The sequence below is a fragment of the Bradyrhizobium sp. CCBAU 53338 genome, assembly GCF_015291665.1.
Lineage (GTDB): Bacteria > Pseudomonadota > Alphaproteobacteria > Rhizobiales > Xanthobacteraceae > Bradyrhizobium.
Genome location: NZ_CP030048.1, coordinates 6634045 through 6651129, shown reverse-complemented (window position 1 = coordinate 6651129; position 17085 = coordinate 6634045). Strand labels below are relative to the sequence as shown.

Here is a 17085-nt window from a genome sequence, read left to right as displayed (position 1 = left end):
TCCTCTTGTCATTGCGGGAGACGATTGTGGTTACGCCCGCCCCAAAATCCCTTCTTCGATCGCCTTGATCTGCAATGCGAGGAATTTCGAGTTGATCCGGCACTGGGCGAGGCTGCCTGCGATGAACCACAGGCCTGATTGCTTCGTGCGCGTATACATGTTGCGCAGCTCGAGGCCGTCGCCAAAGCCCCAGACCGGGCCGACGCGGTCGGCGATGGCATCGCCGAACAGCTTTCGCACCAGATATTCCTGGGACTTGTAGCCGGTCGAGAGCACGATGAGATCGGCCGGAATGGCCATGCCGTCCTTCATCTGCGCGCCGTCGGCCGTAAAGCTCTCGATGTCCTCGAACTGCTTCAGCTTGATCGCGCCCTCGACGATCAGGTTGGAGCAGCCGACGTTGAAATAGTAGCCGCCGCCGCGGGTGAGGTATTTGAACTGCCAGCCGGTGCCTGCCTCGCCGAAGTCGAGCTTGAAGCCGACGCGGCGGAGGCCGTCGAGCAGCTCCTTGTCGAGTTCCTTCGATTGCTCCGTCAGCATCACGTGAGTCTTCTTCGCAAGCGGCGTCGGCATCGACGCTGCGATCAGGTCGTTGTCCTCCAGCGTGCCCTCATTGTAGGTCGCATAAGCGAGCTGCGCCGACGGCTCGATGTTGGTGACCAGCGTCGGCGAGCGCTGCACCAGCGTCACCTCTGCGCCGCTGGAGTAAAGATCCTGCGCAATGTCGTGACCGCTGTTGCCGGAGCCGATGACGATGGCGCGCTTTCCGGTCCAGACTTCGCCGTCCTCGTAACGGCTGGAATGCAGCAGCGTACCCTTAAAACGATCGAGAGTCGGAATATCAGGGATGTTCGCGATGCCGCTGACGCCGGTCGCCATGATCACGTGGCGTGGATGCATGATGCGCTTGCTGCCGTCGGCGCGGCGCAACGTCACCGTCCAGTGGCCATTGGCGTCGTCATAGTCGCCGCCTTCGAATTCCGTGCCGGTCCAGAAGTTCAGCTCCATCGCATCGACGTATGCCTCGAACCAGCTCGCGAGCTTGTCCTTGGGGATGTAGGTCGGCCAGCTCGGCGGGAACGGCATGTAAGGCATGTGATTGACCTGCACCTGGTTGTGCAGGGTGAGCGCGTGATAGCGCTTGCGCCAGACATCGCCGATCCGCGCCCCGCGATCGACGATCAGCGTATCGATCTGCAATTGCTTCAGCCGCGCTGCGATCGCGAGCCCGGCCTGGCCGCCGCCGACCACCAGTACGGCCGGATCGCGGTCGGCGTAGTCGCGCGAGGCATTGCGCAGGTCGAGCCAGTTAGGCCCGCGGAAATCGCGCGAATAGGCCTGTCCCCGCGGTCGCGAGCTGCCGAGCTGCTCCTCGAACCCCTTGAGCTCCTCGAGTGCGGTGAGCAGCGTCCACGCCTTCAGCCGGTCGCTGTCGGCTGGGTCGGGTACGAGCCGCACGATGCCGCTGCCGCGACCAGGCGCGGTCTCGAAATTGAAGATGGCCTCGATGTTGCTGGTGCCGGCGCGCATCACCCAGCGCGGCGCCGCGCGGTTCGGCGCGATCTTGAAATTTGCCGGGGACGCTTTGGGCGCGAGCGCGGTCAGTGCTTGCGCGACCGCGTCGCGGCCCGCAAGCGTTTGCAGGTTCCAGCTCAGCGCCAGCACATCGCGCCAAAAGCAGTCGGCGAGGAAGAGGCGGTCGAGCGCGCCGCGATCAGGCTCGCGCAACGCACGCTCGAACTCATCGAGCCAGGCTTGCGCGGAGACTGCCATATCCTTCGTGCGATCAAGCATGCGCGACCTCCCTCGAGAGGAACGCTATACCGGATCAAGCGATGCCAGAAGCGCTTTACCCGAGCAGAGAAAGCATGTGGCCCTGCTCGGGCGGAATGCGCCCCTTGAGCGTATCGAGATAAGTGCGCTGCACCGCCTCCGGACCACGGCTCTCAACCACGCGGAGGCATCTCTCCAGCATCGGCGCGAAGCCCGACCAGGCCGCACCAAAACGCTGTTCGATCCCGCCGGGTCCCCAATCCTTGGCGCGCTTGCGGATGTGGTCTGGCGCGAAGAACCAACGCGGCTTTGCGCCGGGCAGCACGCCCTCGTCCGCGTCGGTGGCGCGATGCGTCAAACCGACGCGCACCGAGCACTTCATCTGGTCACCAAAATGCCGGTGCAGATCGGCCCGCAGCGCGCTGTTGCCGGCCATGTCGACAAAGGCGACGGTCACTTCTGACGGCAATGACGCGACGCGGTCATAGGTGACGACGTCGTCATAGCAGCCAAGCGACGAGACGAAGCCGGTATTGCCCGATGACGTCAGCCCAATCACCCTGCGGCCGCGGCTGTGCAGCAGATGCGCGAGGCCGAATGCGGTCTTGCTCGAAGCGCTCGACAGCAGCACGGTGCGTGCGCCGAAATCGTCGTTCTCGGCGAGGAAGTCGTCGACCAGGAACGACAGCATGAACAGCGGCCGCAGCAGCGCCTGGAGGTCGCCCTGATGCCCGGCGAAACCGGGGTCGCCGGTCACGCGGGAATAGAGATTGTAGACCGGTGAGACCTGCTTGCGGTGCTCGGCGCCGTCACGAAGCGCGCGCCTGCTGACGTCTGCGGCTTCGATGACGAGGTGCGTCGCCATCGGGAAATAGCCGAACAGTCGTTCGCCCGCGGCGATGCCGGGATGTCGCGAGGCGATGACTTCGCCGAAGCCCCACACCGGGATGTTGCCAAATCCCTGCGGCGCCGGAAAGATCTGCCAGTATTTCAGTTCGTCTCCCATCACGGCATAGGTGATGTTGTTGGCGGTGAACGCGAAGCGCTCGACCTTCACCAGAAGCGCATCCGCGGGCAGCGTGGCCGCATCCGGAAGGGCCGTCTCGATCAGTTTGCATTGCTCGAGATCGTTGCGCGCGACGACGAAGTCGGTCGATGTCATGGTGAGGGTCCCGGCTTTTTCCGTGCCGGCATCTTCTCCTTTACGGCTGCGCGCTTTGCAACAGCAACATTGTTTGAAACTGCGTTCGCTTTGCCGGCGATGACGCCCTCGCGCTTCTTCACCGCGCGGTAGTAGCTCCACCACAGATGCGCGGCGGCGCCGCGCAGCGGACGCCAGGGTTCGGCGAGCGGCGCCATCTGCTTTTCCGTCGGCCGCGCCTTCAGGCCGAGGCCGATCTTGATTCCCTCCTGCACGGCGAGGTCGCCAGCGGGCCAGGCATCGCCGTGGCCGAGGCAGAACAAGAGATAGACGTCGGCCGTCCACGGCCCGATGCCGGGCAGCGAGACCAGGGTGTGATGCGCGGCATCGGCCTCTTCTTCGGCGAGCACGTCGAGGTTCAGCCGCTCGGCGATGATTTCGCGCGAAAGATGTTTCAGCGTCTTGATCTTGGCGGCGGACAGGCCGAGCCGCCCCAGCCGGTCGGTGCGGGCGCGACGCACGGCCTCATGATCGAACGGGTCGAAGGCCGCGGACAGCCGTCCCCAGATTGCCGCTGCGCTCGCGGTTGAAAGCTGTTGTCCGCACACGATGTGCGCCAGCCCAGCAAAGCCCGGCTCGCGCCGCCGCAGCGCCGGCATGCCCGCCACATCAAGCACCGGCTTGAGGCGCGGATCGCGCTCGACCAGCGCGTGGACAGCTTCTTCGAGATCAGACTGGGTTTCGAGGTGGATGGTCATCGCAGCTCTACTTGTCATGCACAGGCTTGACCCGCGCATCCATCTCCTATCGTAACAGAAGATGGCCGGATCGAGCCCGGCCATGATGAGATCTTTGCATATGGCGCCACCCGTTTTCCGATTTGCCCCCAGCCCCAACGGCCACCTGCATCTCGGCCACGCTTATTCCGCGCTGCTCAACTTCGACCGAGCGCGGGAAGCCGGCGGGAGGCTCCTGCTGCGAATCGAGGACATCGACGCGACGCGCTGCCGGCCGGAATATGAAGCTGCGATCTACGAAGACCTCGGCTGGCTCGGGATCGCCTGGGACACGCCGGTGCGGCGGCAATCGGAGCATCTCGCCGACTATCGCGCTGCGCTGGAAAAACTCGCCGCACTCGGCCTCGTCTATCCGGCCTTTGAAAGCCGCGCCGAGATCGCGAGGCTCGTCGCCGCGCGCGAGGCCGATGGGCCGTGGCCGCGTGATCCCGATGGCGCGCCGGTCTATCCCGGTGAAGCGAAATCGCTGCCCGTCAGCGAGCGGTCGCGCCTGATCGATTCCGGTTTGCCCTACGCCTTGCGCCTCGACATGGCCGCGGCTTGCCGGCGCGTCTCCGGTCTGACCTGGAATGAACTAGGCGAGGGGCCCGATGGCGAGCGCGGCCTGGTCGTCGCGCGGCCCGAGGCGTGGGGCGACGTGATTCTCGCCCGCAAGGAGATCCCGACCAGCTATCATCTGTCCGTGGTGGTCGACGACGCACTCCAGGGCGTGAGCGAGATCGTGCGCGGCCAGGATCTGTTCCACGCCACCTCGGTCCACCGGTTGCTTCAGGCCTTGCTCGGCTTGCCGGAGCCCGCCTACCGCCACCACACCCTGATTCGCGATGCGGATGGGCGGAAGCTGTCGAAATCGGACCGCTCGACCGGCTTGCGAGAGTTGCGTGCGGCCGGCTCCTCGCCCGCGGGTGTCCGCAAGGCTGTAGGATTAGGCTAAGTTTCTCTGGGGGTTAGCCAAACACCGCCGTGACTCCGGGGGTTCCGCCGTGCGATGCTTGGCCCATAGCCCGGGGGTTCGAAGGGGAACACTTCGAAGGGGATTTATGGCGGCGAAAACGCGCGCAGCGCGCACCACGCGAAAGTCCAGGCAACCGCCTCGGAAGCGGTCCGGGGCGGTCGGTAAAGTGCGCACGCGCAGCGCCAAGGCCGTTGCCCCCGACGTGATCCAGGCTGCGCTCGCAGCCTTTGCCCATGAGGTCCGCACACCTCTGACCGGGATTCTCGCGATCAGCGACCTGCTGTCGACCTCCGACCTCGGCGAACGCGAGCGGCGCTGGGCCGATACCATCAAGGCGGGAGCCGAGCATCTGGCCAACCTCGCCACGCTGTTCGTCGATGCCGCCAAGACCGGAAAGGGCGCTGGTGGCAGCGCGCTGCGGCAGGACCTGTTCGACCTGCGGGCGCTCGCCCGCAGCACCGGCGATTCGCTCGCCGGCCGCGCCGCCGCCAAGGGTCTCCAGGCCGAGGTCGAGATCTCCGACAAGCTGCCGGGACTCGTGGTCGGCGATCCCGTCCGCCTCCGTGCCGCGCTCGAGAACCTGATCGACAATGCAGTGAAATTCACCGACCGGGGTGCTGTTGCAATCTCGGCCGCGCCCTGGCGTCCAGCCAAGGGCAAAGCAAGCGGCAAAGGCAAAGAGAAGGATACGCGCCGTGTCGGTGTTGCCTTCTCGGTCTCCGACAGCGGTATCGGCTTGACCTTGGCCGAGATCAAGCGGCTGTTTCGTCCGTTCACCCAGGCCAATGTCACCATCGCCTCGCGCTTCGGTGGCGCCGGGCTCGGTCTGTCCTCGGTGAAGCAACTGGCGCGCGCGATGGGCGGCGACATCACGGTCGCGCCGCGGCGCGGTGGCGGCGCCACCTTCACCCTGACGGTTACGCTCGATGCGACCGGGCCGGCGAAGTCGCGCAAGGCCGAGGGCGGCGTGGCGGATGCGCTGGCGGCGCTGCGCGTGCTCAGCGTCGAGGACAATCCATTCGGCCGTGTCGTGCTCAACACGATCCTGACCGAGCTCGGTCATCATGCCGAGTTCATCGGGCGCGGCGAGGATGCGGTGAACCGGCTCGCGCAGGGCGGCTTCGACGCGGTGCTGATGGACATGGTGTTGCCCGGCATCGACGGCGTCGAGGCCATCAAGCGGATTCGCAGGATGCAGGCGCCGCTGGCTCGGATCCCGATCATCGGCGTGTCCGGCCGCGGCGAGGACGAGGCGGCGTCGCGCGCGGCTGGCGCCGACGCCTTCCTGGTCAAGCCTGTGTCCCCGCGGGCTTTAGCGACTGCGCTGCTTGAAGCGACACGCCGTGAGGAAGTCGCGACTTGATGATCGCGGCGTTGAGCTCGCCGCCGAAAACGAAGATCGCGGCAATGAAATAAAGAAACACCAGCGCGATGATCACCGAGGCGAGCCCCGCATACATCGTCACGTAATTGTTGGCGAAGCGCGCCAGGTATTGTCCAAACACGATGCCGGAGATCAGCGATGCTCCCATCGTGAAGACGATGCCGGGCAGGATCTGGAAGAAGCCGCGTCGCCCCGCCGGCAGCCAGGCGTGCAGGATGAACAGCGCCACCACCAGCGCGCCGATGGTGATGCCGTAGCGCACCCAGGTGAGGATGCTCTCGTTGGATTCGACGAACAGCGGAATGTGGCGCCGCGCCGCCTCGATGAAAAGCGGGCCCAGCACGATCAGGAACGCCATGGCGAGCGCGGTGAAGGCGGCGACCAGCGTGTAGCCGATCGATTCCAGCCGCAGCCAGTACCAGCGCCGCATCTCCACCACCGCATAGGCGCGGTTCAGCGCGACCCTGAGCGCCTCGACACCGTTCGAGGCGAAATAGACCGACAGCACCGCGCCGATCGTCAGCACGCCGGTGCGTGTGGTTGTCAGCACATCGTGGATCTCGCCGGACAGGGAATCGGCCACCTGTTTCGGCCAGACCTGGAGCATCAGCCCCGCGGCCTGGTCGGCAAGCTCCTTGGAGCCGAAAAAGCCGGCGAGCGAGGTCAGCACGATCAGGAACGGGAACAGTGCCATCAGCGTCGAGAGCGCGATGTGGCTCGCGATCGCCCAGCCATCGTCCGCCAGGAACGTGTAGAAGGCGTCTTCCACGACGACGTAGATGGTGCGGAGGATCTTCACGGTACCTACACCGCAACTGCTACTCCCTCTCCCCGCCTGCGGGGAGAGGGTTGGGGTGAGGGGGGCTCTCCGCACGGACGGTGACAGGGAGACTCGCGGAGCGTCCCCCTTTCCCGGAATCCGCGCTGCGCGCGCATTCCGGCCTCTGCCCGCACGAGGGCAGAGGCGAAAAGGACGAGCAATGAACGCAAATCGGAAATCATCCCGCCAGCTTCTGATATTCTTGGCTCAAAAGCCAGATTGGGAACGCCATGGCGGAGCGCCGCACACGGTGTTATCACCCTCAAATGGCATCTCTCCTCAGTACTTTCATCCTGCCGATTGCCGTGGCCGCCGTGGCGGTGGTGCTGCTGCTCGGTCTCGTCAACATGATGCGTGGCGGCTCGCCCAACACCTCGCAGAAATTGATGCGCTGGCGCGTGCTGCTTCAGTTCATCGCGATCGTCATTGCAATGACGGCGGTCTGGGCCATGGGGCGCTAACATGGTCGTGCTCAACCGCATCTATACCAAGACCGGTGACGACGGCACGACAGCGCTCGGAACCGGCGAACGCCGTCCGAAATACGATCTGCGCATCGCGGCCTATGGCACGGTCGACGAGACCAATGCCGCGATCGGCGTGGTGCGGCTTCACACCAAGGACACGCCGGAGCTCGACGCGATGCTTGGCCGCATCCAGAACGATCTGTTCGACCTCGGAGCCGATCTCGCGGTGCCCGAGCGGGAAGGCAAGGCGGAACGGCTGCGGGTGGTGGCGAGCCAGGTCGAGCGGCTCGAGCGCGACATCGACGCGCTCAACGACAAGCTCGCGCCGCTGACCTCCTTCGTGCTTCCGGGCGGCACGCCAGCTGCCGCCTATCTCCACGTCGCCCGCACGATTTGCCGCAGGGCGGAACGCGTGATCGTGGAACTGGCGGCCCAGCCCGGCGAGCCTGTGGGCGCCGCTGGCATCCAGTATATGAATCGCCTGTCGGACTTCCTGTTCGTGGCCAGCCGTGCCGCTAACCATGACGGGGCCGGCGACGTCCTCTGGGTTCCAGGCCAGAACCGCTGACCCATTGAGGTCAGCATTTCCAAGGTCTAAAATTTGGCCTTGTCGCGCGTTGACCGGGCCGGATCAGGCCTTTAGGTTCCGCGCCAGTTGAATACCCCCCTCCCAAATTGAGTGAAAGAGGATCGATGAAGGTCTTAGTGCCGGTAAAGCGGGTGGTCGATTACAACGTCAAGGTCCGCGTCAAGGGCGATGGATCGGGCGTTGAACTCGCCAACGTCAAGATGTCGATGAACCCCTTCGACGAAATCGCGGTCGAGGAAGCGTTGCGCCTGAAGGAGGCCGGCAAGGCGACCGAAGTCGTGGTGGTCTCCATTGGACCGGCGCAGGCGTCGGAGACGATCCGTACTGGTCTTGCCATGGGCGCCGATCGCGGCATCCTGGTGAAGGCCGAGGGCACGGTCGAGCCGCTCGCTGTCGCCAAGATCCTGAAGAAGGTTGCCGAAGAGGAGCAGCCCGGCCTGATCATCCTCGGCAAGCAGGCGATCGACGACGACAGCAATCAGACCGGCCAGATGCTGGCCGCGCTGCTCGGCTGGTCGCAGGCGACCTTCGCTTCGAAGCTCGAGGTCGAAGGTTCCGACTTCAAGGTCACCCGCGAAGTCGACGGCGGCTTGCAGACCGTGAAGCTCAAGGGACCGGCGATCGTCACCACCGATCTCCGTCTCAATGAGCCGCGCTATGCCTCGTTGCCGAACATCATGAAGGCCAAGAAGAAGCCGATCGCGGAGAAGACCGTCGCCGATTATGGCGTCGACGTCACCGCGCGCCTCGAAGTTCTGAAGACGGCTGAGCCCGCGGGCCGCAAGGCAGGCGTCAAGGTGAAGGACGTCGCCGAGCTGGTGTCGAAGCTCAAGAACGAAGCCGGGGTGCTCTGATGACGACGTTGCTGATTGCTGAACACGAACACGAAGTTCTCAAGGACTCCACCAACAAGGCACTGACCGCGGCCTCCCAGCTCGGTGGCGACGTTCACGTGCTGGTCGCCGGTGGCGGGCAGGGCACCAAGGCTGCGGCCGAGGCGGCCTCGAAGCTCGCTGGTGTCGCCAAGGTGCTGGTCGCCGAGGGCGAGGCTTACGCGCACGATCTGGCCGAGCCGCTGGCCGCGCTGATCGTCTCGCTGGCGCCATCCTATGACGCGATCGTCGCGCCCGCGACTTCGCGCTTCAAGAACGTGATGCCGCGCGTCGCCGCTCTGCTCGACGTCATGCAGGTCTCGGAGATCATCAAGGTGGTCGCCCCCGACACCTATGAGCGTCCGATCTATGCCGGCAACGCCATCCAGACGGTGAAGTCGAAGGACGCCAAGAAGGTCATCACCGTCCGCACCTCGACCTTCGCGGCCGCCGCTGCCGGCGGCAGCGCGCCGGTCGAGAGCGTCGCTGCGGCAGCCGATCCCGGCCTGTCGACCTTCGTCGGCGAGGAAGTCGCCAAGAGCGACCGTCCCGAGCTGACCTCGGCGAAGATCATCGTCTCCGGTGGCCGCGCCATGCAGAGCCGCGAGAACTTCGCCAAGTACATCGAGCCGCTCGCCGATAAGCTCGGCGCCGGCGTCGGTGCCTCGCGCGCGGCGGTCGACGCCGGCTATGCGCCGAACGACTGGCAGGTCGGCCAGACCGGCAAGGTTGTGGCTCCCGAGCTCTACGTCGCCGTGGGCATTTCCGGCGCGATCCAGCATCTGGCCGGCATGAAGGACTCCAAGGTGATCGTCGCGATCAACAAGGATGAGGATGCACCGATCTTCCAGGTGGCCGACTACGGCCTGGTCGCCGACCTCTACCAGGCGGTTCCGGAGCTGACCGCCGAACTCGCCAAGCTCGGCAAGTAAAACGCGCCAAAAACACCGGCCGGAGGTATAAACCCCGGCCGGTGTTTCATTTCTGAGGCGTTTTCTTTGGCGTGGGGCACGCCTTCGAAGCGATCCAATCTAGGTTTCGAGCCAAGGTTCTGATTAAATCGGGCTTCTGGTCAAATCAGACCTCCCGGCTCAGGGGATAGGCAGGGCGCGATATGCGCGCCGTTCCGGTGGATGACATTATGGCGGCAGTGATCAAGAAGGTCGGCGTGATCGGCGCGGGTCAGATGGGCAATGGCATCGCGCATGTCGCGGCCTTGGCCGGCTTTGATGTGGTGCTCAACGACATTTCGGCCGACCGCCTGAAGTCGGGCATGGCCACCATCAACGGCAATCTGGCGCGCCAGGTCTCCAAGAAGGCCGTCTCCGAGGACGACAAGAACAAGGCGATGGCGCGCATCTCGCTCGCCGAGAAGCTCGACGACCTCGCTGACTGCGATCTCGTGATCGAGACCGCGGTCGAGAAGGAAGAGGTCAAGCGCAAGATCTTTCATGACCTCTGCGCGATCTTGAAGCCCGAGGCGATCGTCGCCTCCGACACGTCCTCGATCTCGATCACCCGCCTTGCGGCTGCCACCGACCGGCCAGAGCGCTTCATCGGCATTCACTTCATGAATCCGGTGCCGCTGATGGAGCTGGTCGAGCTGATCCGCGGCATCGCCACCGACGACCAGACCTTCGAGGCGTCCAAGGAATTCGTCGCCAAGCTCGGCAAGCAGGTCGCGGTCTCCGAGGATTTCCCGGCCTTCATCGTCAACCGCATCCTGCTGCCGATGATCAACGAGGCGATCTACACGCTGTACGAAGGCGTCGGCAACGTCGAGGCGATCGACGCGGCGATGAAGCTCGGCGCGCACCATCCGATGGGCCCGCTCGAGCTTGCCGATTTCATCGGCCTCGATACCTGCCTTTCGATCATGCAGGTGCTGCACGAGGGGCTCGCCGACTCCAAGTACCGGCCGTGTCCGCTGCTGGTGAAATACGTCGAGGCCGGTTGGCTCGGTCGCAAGACCCAGCGCGGCTTCTACGACTACCGTGGCGCCAAGCCGGTTCCGACGCGCTAAGGCGGCAGCACCATCCGCCTTGTGACAATTCATGTCGCGTTAACCCACTCCGCCTAAAGCGGGATGAGGTTAGGTTGAATCGATTTGGGATTCCCAAATCAGTGTGTTTCTGATTCACCATGCTGGCTGGATAGGAGGCCAGCATGGATGGGCAAGCCTTATTCTCTGGATCTTCGCAAGCGCGTGGTGGCGGCAATCGAGGGCGGGATGTCCCGCAATCGAGCCGCCAAGCAGTTTGGGGTGGCGATCAGCACGGCCATCGGCTGGATGAAGCGGGTCGATAAGACCGGCAGCGTCGAGCCTGGCCAGATCGGTGGCTACAAGCCGAAGGCAATTTCGGGCGAGCACGCGATCTGGCTGTCGCAGCGGATCAAGGACGGCGATTTCACCATACGGGGTCTCGTCGCCGAGCTTGGCGGACGCGGCCTGAAGGTCGACTACCACTCGGTGTGGGATTTCGTGCATGCCGAGAAGCTCAGCTTCAAAAAAAAGCGTGGCGGCTGGCGAACGCGATCGACCGGAGGTCGCACGGCGGCGAGCCCAGTGGGCAAAGTATCAAGGTCGCGTCGAAGCTGAGCGGCTGGTCTTCATCGACGAGACCTGGACCAGGACCGATATGGCGCCCTTGCGGGGCTGGGCGCCGCGCGGACACAGACTTCACGCCAAGGTTCCCCACGGCCGCTGGAAGACCATGACTTTCCTGGCGGCCCTGCGCCATGACCGGATTGATGCGCCATGGTTCATCGAGGGGCCGATCGATGGCGTGAGCTTTCGCACCTATGTCGAGAAGGTTCTTCTGCCCGTTCTGCGACCCGGCGATATCGTCATCCTGGATAACCTCGGCAGCCACAGGAGCAAAGCAGTGCGCCAGCTCATCCGTTCGGTCGGCGCCAAGCTCTTCTTCCTGCCAAAATACTCGCCCGACCTGAACCCGATCGAACAGGTCTTCGCCAAGCTCAAGCACCTCGTCCGCAAAGCTGCCGCGCGAACCGTCGACACCGTCTGCGCCGCAATCGGCCACGCACTCGATGCCTTCACATCCGAGGAATGCGCCAACTACCTGAAAAACTCAGGCTATCGAACTTAATGCCATCATGCTTTAGTGTCCGGCCCGGTACGAGGGTCTGCGTAATGGACATGATGGCGATGGTCAGCACCATGCTGGCCTCTCAGCAAGGCGCGCTGCAGTCGAATATCGCGGCGACGCTGACGAAGCAGAACATGGACATGGAGAAATCCACGGTCCTGACGCTGATGGGCGCCGGTCAGCCCTCGCTTGCCAATGTCGGCCCCGGCGTCGGCGGCAGTCTCAACGTCACCGCCTAGTTCCTAAAGCGACGCAGCGGCCGGTCCCAGCGCGGCGCGAAGCAGCTTGAGCGCGTCGTCGCTCGCCCATTCCGCCGGTCCCGCAATCGTCGCGATTTCGCAGCCCTGCGGGTCGACCAGCACCGAGGTCGGCATGCCCAGCGCCCGACCTATCGATTTAAGATCCTGGAAAACCTTGGCTTTCTGGTCAGTAAAATAACCGAGCCTGGTCAGGTTGGCATCTTTCAGGAAGTTCTTCGGCTTCTCGGGATCGCGGGTGTCGATATTGATCGCCACCACCTCGAAATTCGGCCCCGAAAGCTTGGTCTGGAGCTGGTCCAGTGCCGGCATCTCTTTCCGGCACGGCACGCACCAGGTGGCCCAGAGGTTCACCAGCACGGTCTTGCCGCGGAAATCCGACAGCTTCTTTGGCTTGCCGTCCGCGTCCTCGAAGGCCAGGTCCGGCAGCTTCAGGGGGGCGCTCGCCATCGTCAGCGCAGCCACCTCGCCATGGGCGAGCGGAGCGATTTTCCGGGCCGTGGCGACCGCCGCCCGGCAGGCCGGATCGCCTGACGGGGTCCGGCTCAGGCCGAGCCCGTACAGCGCGGCGAAGCCGGCCAGCCCGCCGATCGCCACGGTGGCGATGACGATGGGGATCCGGCGCGTGGCGGAGGGCTTCTTGTCGAGCATATCGTTTGTCATCCGGTCGCAGATATGGCTATCAGGGGCCTCTTAATACGGCTGGCCTCGGCCGGCAAACATGCGGCAAAGCAAGGCGTGAGCAGGGGATCATGAGCAACAAGATGTGGGGCGGCCGGTTCTCGGAACGTCCCGATGAGATCATGGAAGAGATCAACGTCTCCATCGACGTCGATCGTCACCTCTTTGCCCAGGACATTGCCGCGTCCAAGGCCCACGCCGCGATGCTTGCCAGCCAGGGCATCATCACGGCCTCTGATGCGAAAAATATCGGCAGGGGTCTAGACACGATTTTGTCAGAGATCGGCAAGGGCGGCTTCGAGTTCAAGCGCGCGCTCGAAGACATCCATATGAACGTCGAGAGCCGCCTGTCGGAGCTGATCGGCCCCGCCGCCGGCCGACTGCACACCGCGCGCTCGCGCAACGACCAGGTCGCGACCGATTTCCGGCTCTATGTCCGCGACATCGTCGACGAGACCGACGCCGCGCTCGCCGCGTTCCAGCAGGCGCTGGTGGAGCGCGCGCTCGAGCACGCCGGCACGGTGATGCCGGGCTTCACGCATCTGCAGACCGCGCAGCCCGTCACCTTCGGCCACCACCTGCTCGCCTATGTCGAGATGGCCGCGCGCGATCGCGGCCGTTTCCAGGATGCGCGCAAGCGGCTCAATGAATCACCGCTGGGAGCCGCGGCGCTCGCCGGCACCTCGTTCCCGATCGATCGTCATGCCACCGCGAAGGCGCTGGCGTTCGACCGTCCGATGGCAAATTCGCTCGATGCGGTCTCGGATCGCGACTTCGTGCTGGAGACCTTGTCGGCGGCCTCGATTTGCGCCGTGCACATGTCGCGCTTTGCCGAGGAGATCGTGATCTGGACCTCGCCGCTGGTGGGCATGATCCGCCTCAGCGACAAGTTCACCACGGGCTCCTCGATCATGCCGCAGAAGCGCAATCCTGACGCCGCCGAGCTGGTCCGCGCCAAGACCGGCCGCGTCATCGGCGCGCTGAATGGTCTCCTGATCGTGATGAAGGGCCTGCCGCTCGCCTATCAAAAGGACATGCAGGAGGACAAGCAGGGCGCCATGGAGGGCTTCGCTGCGCTGTCGCTGGCGATCCGCGCCATGACCGGCATGGTCCGCGACCTCGTGCCTGACGAGGCCAGGATGAAGGCCGCTGCCGGCGAGGGCTACGCCACCGCGACCGATCTCGCCGACTGGCTGGTGCGGACGCTGAAGATGCCGTTCCGCGAGGCTCATCACGTCACCGGCCGCATCGTCGCCAAGGCCGCCGAGGGCGGCGTGGCGCTGCACGAGCTGCCGCTGAAGGAGATGCAGGCGATCGAGCCCAAAATCACCAAGGACGTGCTCGGCGTGCTCTCGGTCGAATCGTCGGTGAAGAGCCGCACCAGCTTCGGCGGCACCGCGCCGAAGAACGTGACGTCGCAGGCAAAGAGCTGGCTGAAGCGGCTGGAAAAAGAGCGAAAATTGGGCTGAGGGCGAAAATTTCGCTTATGTTTCATGGCCCTCCGGCTCTCGCCAGAGCGTGCCAATCTCTGTATGGTGCGCGCCGCGTAGTGGGGATTTCGTCGTGACGTCAAAGTTTCGCCCGGCCGGCTCGGGGTGGGCCATCATTGTCTTGAGCCTGACGGCGCTTGCGCTGGCCGGCTGCGGCCGCAAGGGCCCGCTCGACCTGCCGCCGACCGCCTCCAGCGCATCCACGGCCAACGTTGCCGCGCCGACCGACACCGAGACCGAAGCCCAGAAGACGCCGAGCGTGTTCAATCCGACCTACGGCGCGGATGCCGCGCCGGCGGCGACCAAGGGCAGGAAGAAACCGTTTATCCTCGACCCGCTCCTGGACGAACCTCCCGGCAAGAAATGAGCCGGGATAACTGAGCCAACGCCATGAACCATTTCGACTATCGCAACGGCGTGCTGCACGCCGAGGCGGTGAACCTGTCCGAGCTGGCCGCGACCGTCGGCACGCCGTTCTATTGCTATTCGACTGCGACCCTGGAGCGGCACTACCGCGTCTTCGCCGACGCCTTTGCCGGCGAGAAGGTGCTGGTCTGCTACGCCATGAAGGCGAACTCCAACCAGTCGGTGCTGCGCACGCTGGCCAAGCTGGGCGCCGGTGCCGACGTCGTGTCCGGTGGTGAACTGAAGCGCGCGCTGGCGGCCGGCATTCCCGCCAGCAAGATCGTGTTCTCCGGCGTCGGCAAGACCGAGACCGAGCTGCGCGCCGCGCTCGCCGCCGACATCCTCTGCCTCAATGTCGAGTCCGAGCCCGAGCTCGAGCTGCTGTCGCGCCTTGCGACCGGGATGGGCAAGACCGCGCGCATCTCCATCCGCGTCAATCCCGATGTCGATGCCGGCACGCACGCCAAGATCTCGACCGGCAAGTCCGAGAACAAGTTCGGTATCCCGATCGTGCACGCCCGCGAGGTCTATGCGCGTGCCGCGAAACTGCCGGGCATCGAAGTAACAGGCACCGACGTCCATATCGGCAGCCAGATCACCGATCTCTCCAAGATGGAGGCGGCGTTTCGCATCCTCTCCGAATTCGTGCAGACGCTGCGCAGCGACGGCCACAACATCAGCCACGTCGATTTCGGCGGTGGCCTCGGCATTCCCTACTACATGGACCGCGAGGCGCCGCCGGCGCCGGATTCCTATGCCGCGATGGTCAAGCGCGTCAGCCACAATCTCGGCTGCACGCTGATGTTCGAGCCGGGCCGCATGATCGTCGGCAATGCCGGCATCCTGGTCGCCAGGGTCATCTATGTGAAGCACGGCGACGGCAAGAATTTCGTCATCATCGACGCCGCGATGAACGACCTGATCCGTCCGACGCTGTACGAGGCGCATCACGACATCCTGCCGGTGATGGAGCCGGCCAAGGGGGCGGCGACAATCATGGCCGACGTGGTCGGTCCGGTCTGCGAGACCGGCGATTATCTCGCCCTCGACCGCACCCTGCCGACGCCGAAGCCCGGCGATCTCATCGCCATCATGACATCGGGCGCCTATGGCGCGGTGCAGGCCGGCACCTACAACACGCGGCCGCTGGTGCCGGAGGTGCTGGTGAAGGGCGATCAATACGCCGTCGTGCGCCCGCGCATCGAGGTCGAGCAGCTCATCGCGATGGACACGCCGGCGCCGTGGCTGTGAAGCGGCACGACGCGGCCAGCCGAAATCTGCAAAACAACCCCATGCACAGTAGCGCGGGGAGCCCTGCATGACACCCGGTCGTCCGGCGAAATTGCTTGATTGGCCGGGAGAATCGGCAATCGCTGCGCAATTCGTGTGAGTGTTACGTCTTTCCGCCCACGATCACGCCCGCCTTCTTCTCGATCGGCTTGATCGCCGCGGTGAAATCGGACCCGGCGCCTTCCGCAGCGATCACCGTCTCCCACAGCCGGCCGACCGCGTCTGCGACTTCCATCGACAGGCCGAGCTGCTTCATCTCCTCCAGCGCCAGCCGCACGTCCTTCACCATCAGTCCGGTGGCGAAGCCGAAATCGAAGGTTCGCGGCAGCACCGAGCGCGGAAACTTGTCGCGGCTTGCCGTGTTCATGCCCGAGCCGGCATTGATGACGTCGATCATCACGGCCGGATCGAGCCCGGCCTTCACGCCCATCACAACGGCCTCCGACGTCGCCACGATCGCCGTGGCCGACAGGAAATTGTTGGCGAGCTTCATCGTCTGCGCCGCGCCGGGCTTCTCGCCGATGAAGAACACCTTTCCGATCACGTCGAGCGCGGGCTTCAACAGCTCGAACTCGGCCTTCGGCCCCGACACCATCACCGCCAGCGTGCCCTTCTCGGCGCCGCCGACGCCGCCGGAGACCGGACAGTCGATCTGCACGATGTCGCGCTTGGCCAGCAGGCCGTGAATTTTCGCCGCCATCGCCGAGCCGACGGTGGACAGGTCGATGAAGCGCCTGACGCGGCTGCCCTCGATCACGCCGTTCGCGCCCGTGGCGACCTCGAGCGAGGCCTGCAGCGACGGCAGGCTCGCCATCACGGTCTCGACCTTGTCGGCGACGTCCTTCGGCGATGTTGCAGCGGTGGCGCCGCGCGCGACCAGCTTGTCGACGACCTCCTTGCGGGTGTCGAACACGACCAGCTGGTGCCCGGCCTCGATCAGCCGCCGCGCCATCGGCAAACCCATGTTTCCGAGGCCGATGAATCCGATGTCCATGGTGTTTCCTTTGTTTGTTGTGCGTGAGAGCGGAGTCGCATCTTCCGCTCGTCGTCCCGG

18 protein-coding genes are annotated in these 17085 nt (G+C 64.8%); 12 read left to right on the top strand and 6 right to left on the bottom strand.

Annotation, left to right across the window (positions count from 1 at the left end):
* Positions 1-30: 30 nt before the first annotated feature.
* From XH90_RS31225 to XH90_RS31215, 3 genes are read right to left on the bottom strand one after another with little or no spacing between them, the layout of a single operon-like run.
* A complete protein-coding gene (locus XH90_RS31225) occupies positions 31-1794 on the bottom strand; it encodes an NAD(P)/FAD-dependent oxidoreductase (RefSeq protein ID WP_194478076.1) in 1764 nt (587 codons plus the stop codon).
* Positions 1795-1849: 55 nt separating this feature from the next.
* A complete protein-coding gene (locus XH90_RS31220) occupies positions 1850-2935 on the bottom strand; it encodes a DUF2855 family protein (RefSeq protein WP_194478075.1) in 1086 nt (361 codons plus the stop codon).
* A complete protein-coding gene (locus tag XH90_RS31215; RefSeq protein WP_194482868.1) occupies positions 2932-3672 on the bottom strand; it encodes a DNA-3-methyladenine glycosylase in 741 nt (246 codons plus the stop codon). Before XH90_RS31215 ends, XH90_RS31220 begins: the two co-directional genes overlap by 4 nt.
* Positions 3673-3772: 100 nt before the next feature.
* On the opposite strand from XH90_RS31215, the gene gluQRS reads away from it, so the two are divergent.
* Positions 3773-4645 (top strand): tRNA glutamyl-Q(34) synthetase GluQRS, encoded by an 873-nt coding sequence (gene gluQRS, locus XH90_RS31210; RefSeq protein ID WP_194478074.1) that lies wholly within the window; start codon positions 3773-3775, stop codon positions 4643-4645.
* Between the two features lie 106 nt (positions 4646-4751).
* Entirely contained in the window at positions 4752-6029 is a 1278-nt protein-coding gene (locus XH90_RS31205) for an ATP-binding protein (protein WP_194478073.1), read from the top strand.
* Here the strand turns inward: XH90_RS31205 and XH90_RS31200 are convergent.
* On the bottom strand, positions 5956-6849 hold the full coding sequence (locus XH90_RS31200; RefSeq protein ID WP_194478072.1) for a YihY/virulence factor BrkB family protein: 894 nt from the start codon (positions 6847-6849) through the stop codon (positions 5956-5958). The genes XH90_RS31205 and XH90_RS31200 overlap by 74 nt on opposite strands.
* Positions 6850-7136: 287 nt before the next feature.
* Here XH90_RS31200 and XH90_RS31195 point away from each other — a divergent pair, with 287 nt between their 5' ends.
* From XH90_RS31195 to XH90_RS31165, 7 genes are all read left to right on the top strand, one after another.
* Complete coding sequence (locus XH90_RS31195; protein WP_194478071.1) at positions 7137-7331, top strand: twin transmembrane helix small protein; 195 nt, start codon at positions 7137-7139, stop codon at positions 7329-7331.
* Between the two features lies 1 nt (position 7332).
* Positions 7333-7905, top strand: coding sequence for a cob(I)yrinic acid a,c-diamide adenosyltransferase (locus XH90_RS31190; RefSeq protein WP_194478070.1), 573 nt, complete (start codon positions 7333-7335; stop codon positions 7903-7905).
* A gap of 125 nt (positions 7906-8030) precedes the next feature.
* The gene (locus tag XH90_RS31185) at positions 8031-8780 is read left to right on the top strand and encodes an electron transfer flavoprotein subunit beta/FixA family protein (protein WP_194478069.1); all 750 of its coding nucleotides are present in this window, start codon (positions 8031-8033) and stop codon (positions 8778-8780) included.
* Entirely contained in the window at positions 8780-9730 is a 951-nt protein-coding gene (locus tag XH90_RS31180) for an electron transfer flavoprotein subunit alpha/FixB family protein (RefSeq protein ID WP_194478068.1), read from the top strand. Before XH90_RS31185 ends, XH90_RS31180 begins: the two co-directional genes overlap by 1 nt.
* A 209-nt stretch (positions 9731-9939) precedes the next feature.
* Positions 9940-10821, top strand: a complete 882-nt coding sequence (locus XH90_RS31175; RefSeq protein WP_194478067.1) for a 3-hydroxybutyryl-CoA dehydrogenase — start codon at positions 9940-9942, stop codon at positions 10819-10821.
* Positions 10822-10968: 147 nt separating this feature from the next.
* A protein-coding gene (locus XH90_RS31170) for an IS630 family transposase (protein WP_194476425.1) occupies positions 10969-11908 on the top strand; the annotation gives its coding sequence in 2 pieces (ribosomal slippage) (positions 10969-11304 and positions 11306-11908; 939 coding nt in all).
* Positions 11909-11952: 44 nt separating this feature from the next.
* Positions 11953-12147 carry a hypothetical protein gene (locus XH90_RS31165; protein ID WP_194478066.1) on the top strand — a complete coding sequence of 65 codons (195 nt, stop codon included), beginning with the start codon at positions 11953-11955 and terminating at the stop codon, positions 12145-12147.
* A 3-nt stretch (positions 12148-12150) separates the two neighbouring features.
* Here the strand turns inward: XH90_RS31165 and XH90_RS31160 are convergent, their stop codons facing one another.
* A complete protein-coding gene (locus tag XH90_RS31160; protein ID WP_194478065.1) occupies positions 12151-12816 on the bottom strand; it encodes a TlpA disulfide reductase family protein in 666 nt (221 codons plus the stop codon).
* A 101-nt stretch (positions 12817-12917) separates the two neighbouring features.
* Between XH90_RS31160 and argH the strand changes: the two genes are divergently transcribed.
* The 3 genes from argH to lysA all read left to right on the top strand — a co-directional run bounded on the left by argH (position 12918) and on the right by lysA (position 15992).
* Complete coding sequence (gene argH, locus XH90_RS31155; protein WP_194478064.1) at positions 12918-14315, top strand: argininosuccinate lyase; 1398 nt, start codon at positions 12918-12920, stop codon at positions 14313-14315.
* A 94-nt stretch (positions 14316-14409) separates the two neighbouring features.
* Entirely contained in the window at positions 14410-14703 is a 294-nt protein-coding gene (locus tag XH90_RS31150) for a lipoprotein (protein ID WP_194478063.1), read from the top strand.
* A gap of 23 nt (positions 14704-14726) precedes the next feature.
* Complete coding sequence (lysA, locus tag XH90_RS31145; protein ID WP_194478062.1) at positions 14727-15992, top strand: diaminopimelate decarboxylase; 1266 nt, start codon at positions 14727-14729, stop codon at positions 15990-15992.
* 142 nt (positions 15993-16134) lie between these two features.
* On the opposite strand, the gene XH90_RS31140 is transcribed toward lysA, so the two are convergent.
* Complete coding sequence (locus tag XH90_RS31140) at positions 16135-17025, bottom strand: NAD(P)-dependent oxidoreductase (RefSeq protein WP_194478061.1); 891 nt, start codon at positions 17023-17025, stop codon at positions 16135-16137.
* Between the last annotated feature and the right edge of the window lie 60 nt (positions 17026-17085).

What these genes read in the sequence shown, in the direction of transcription:
- XH90_RS31190 (WP_194478070.1), top strand. Translation starts at nt 7,333, where the DNA reads ATGGTCGTGCTCAACCGCATCTATACCAAGACCGGTGACGACGGCACG.
- gluQRS (WP_194478074.1), top strand. Translation starts at nt 3,773, where the DNA reads ATGGCGCCACCCGTTTTCCGATTTGCCCCCAGCCCCAACGGCCACCTG.
- XH90_RS31180 (WP_194478068.1), top strand. Translation starts at nt 8,780, where the DNA reads ATGACGACGTTGCTGATTGCTGAACACGAACACGAAGTTCTCAAGGAC.
- XH90_RS31220 (WP_194478075.1), bottom strand. Translation starts at nt 2,935, where the DNA reads ATGACATCGACCGACTTCGTCGTCGCGCGCAACGATCTCGAGCAATGC.
- XH90_RS31165 (WP_194478066.1), top strand. Translation starts at nt 11,953, where the DNA reads ATGGACATGATGGCGATGGTCAGCACCATGCTGGCCTCTCAGCAAGGC.
- XH90_RS31205 (WP_194478073.1), top strand. Translation starts at nt 4,752, where the DNA reads ATGGCGGCGAAAACGCGCGCAGCGCGCACCACGCGAAAGTCCAGGCAA.
- XH90_RS31160 (WP_194478065.1), bottom strand. Translation starts at nt 12,816, where the DNA reads ATGCTCGACAAGAAGCCCTCCGCCACGCGCCGGATCCCCATCGTCATC.
- lysA (WP_194478062.1), top strand. Translation starts at nt 14,727, where the DNA reads ATGAACCATTTCGACTATCGCAACGGCGTGCTGCACGCCGAGGCGGTG.
- XH90_RS31215 (WP_194482868.1), bottom strand. Translation starts at nt 3,672, where the DNA reads ATGACCATCCACCTCGAAACCCAGTCTGATCTCGAAGAAGCTGTCCAC.
- XH90_RS31140 (WP_194478061.1), bottom strand. Translation starts at nt 17,025, where the DNA reads ATGGACATCGGATTCATCGGCCTCGGAAACATGGGTTTGCCGATGGCG.
- argH (WP_194478064.1), top strand. Translation starts at nt 12,918, where the DNA reads ATGAGCAACAAGATGTGGGGCGGCCGGTTCTCGGAACGTCCCGATGAG.
- XH90_RS31195 (WP_194478071.1), top strand. Translation starts at nt 7,137, where the DNA reads ATGGCATCTCTCCTCAGTACTTTCATCCTGCCGATTGCCGTGGCCGCC.
- XH90_RS31225 (WP_194478076.1), bottom strand. Translation starts at nt 1,794, where the DNA reads ATGCTTGATCGCACGAAGGATATGGCAGTCTCCGCGCAAGCCTGGCTC.
- XH90_RS31185 (WP_194478069.1), top strand. Translation starts at nt 8,031, where the DNA reads ATGAAGGTCTTAGTGCCGGTAAAGCGGGTGGTCGATTACAACGTCAAG.
- XH90_RS31175 (WP_194478067.1), top strand. Translation starts at nt 9,940, where the DNA reads ATGGCGGCAGTGATCAAGAAGGTCGGCGTGATCGGCGCGGGTCAGATG.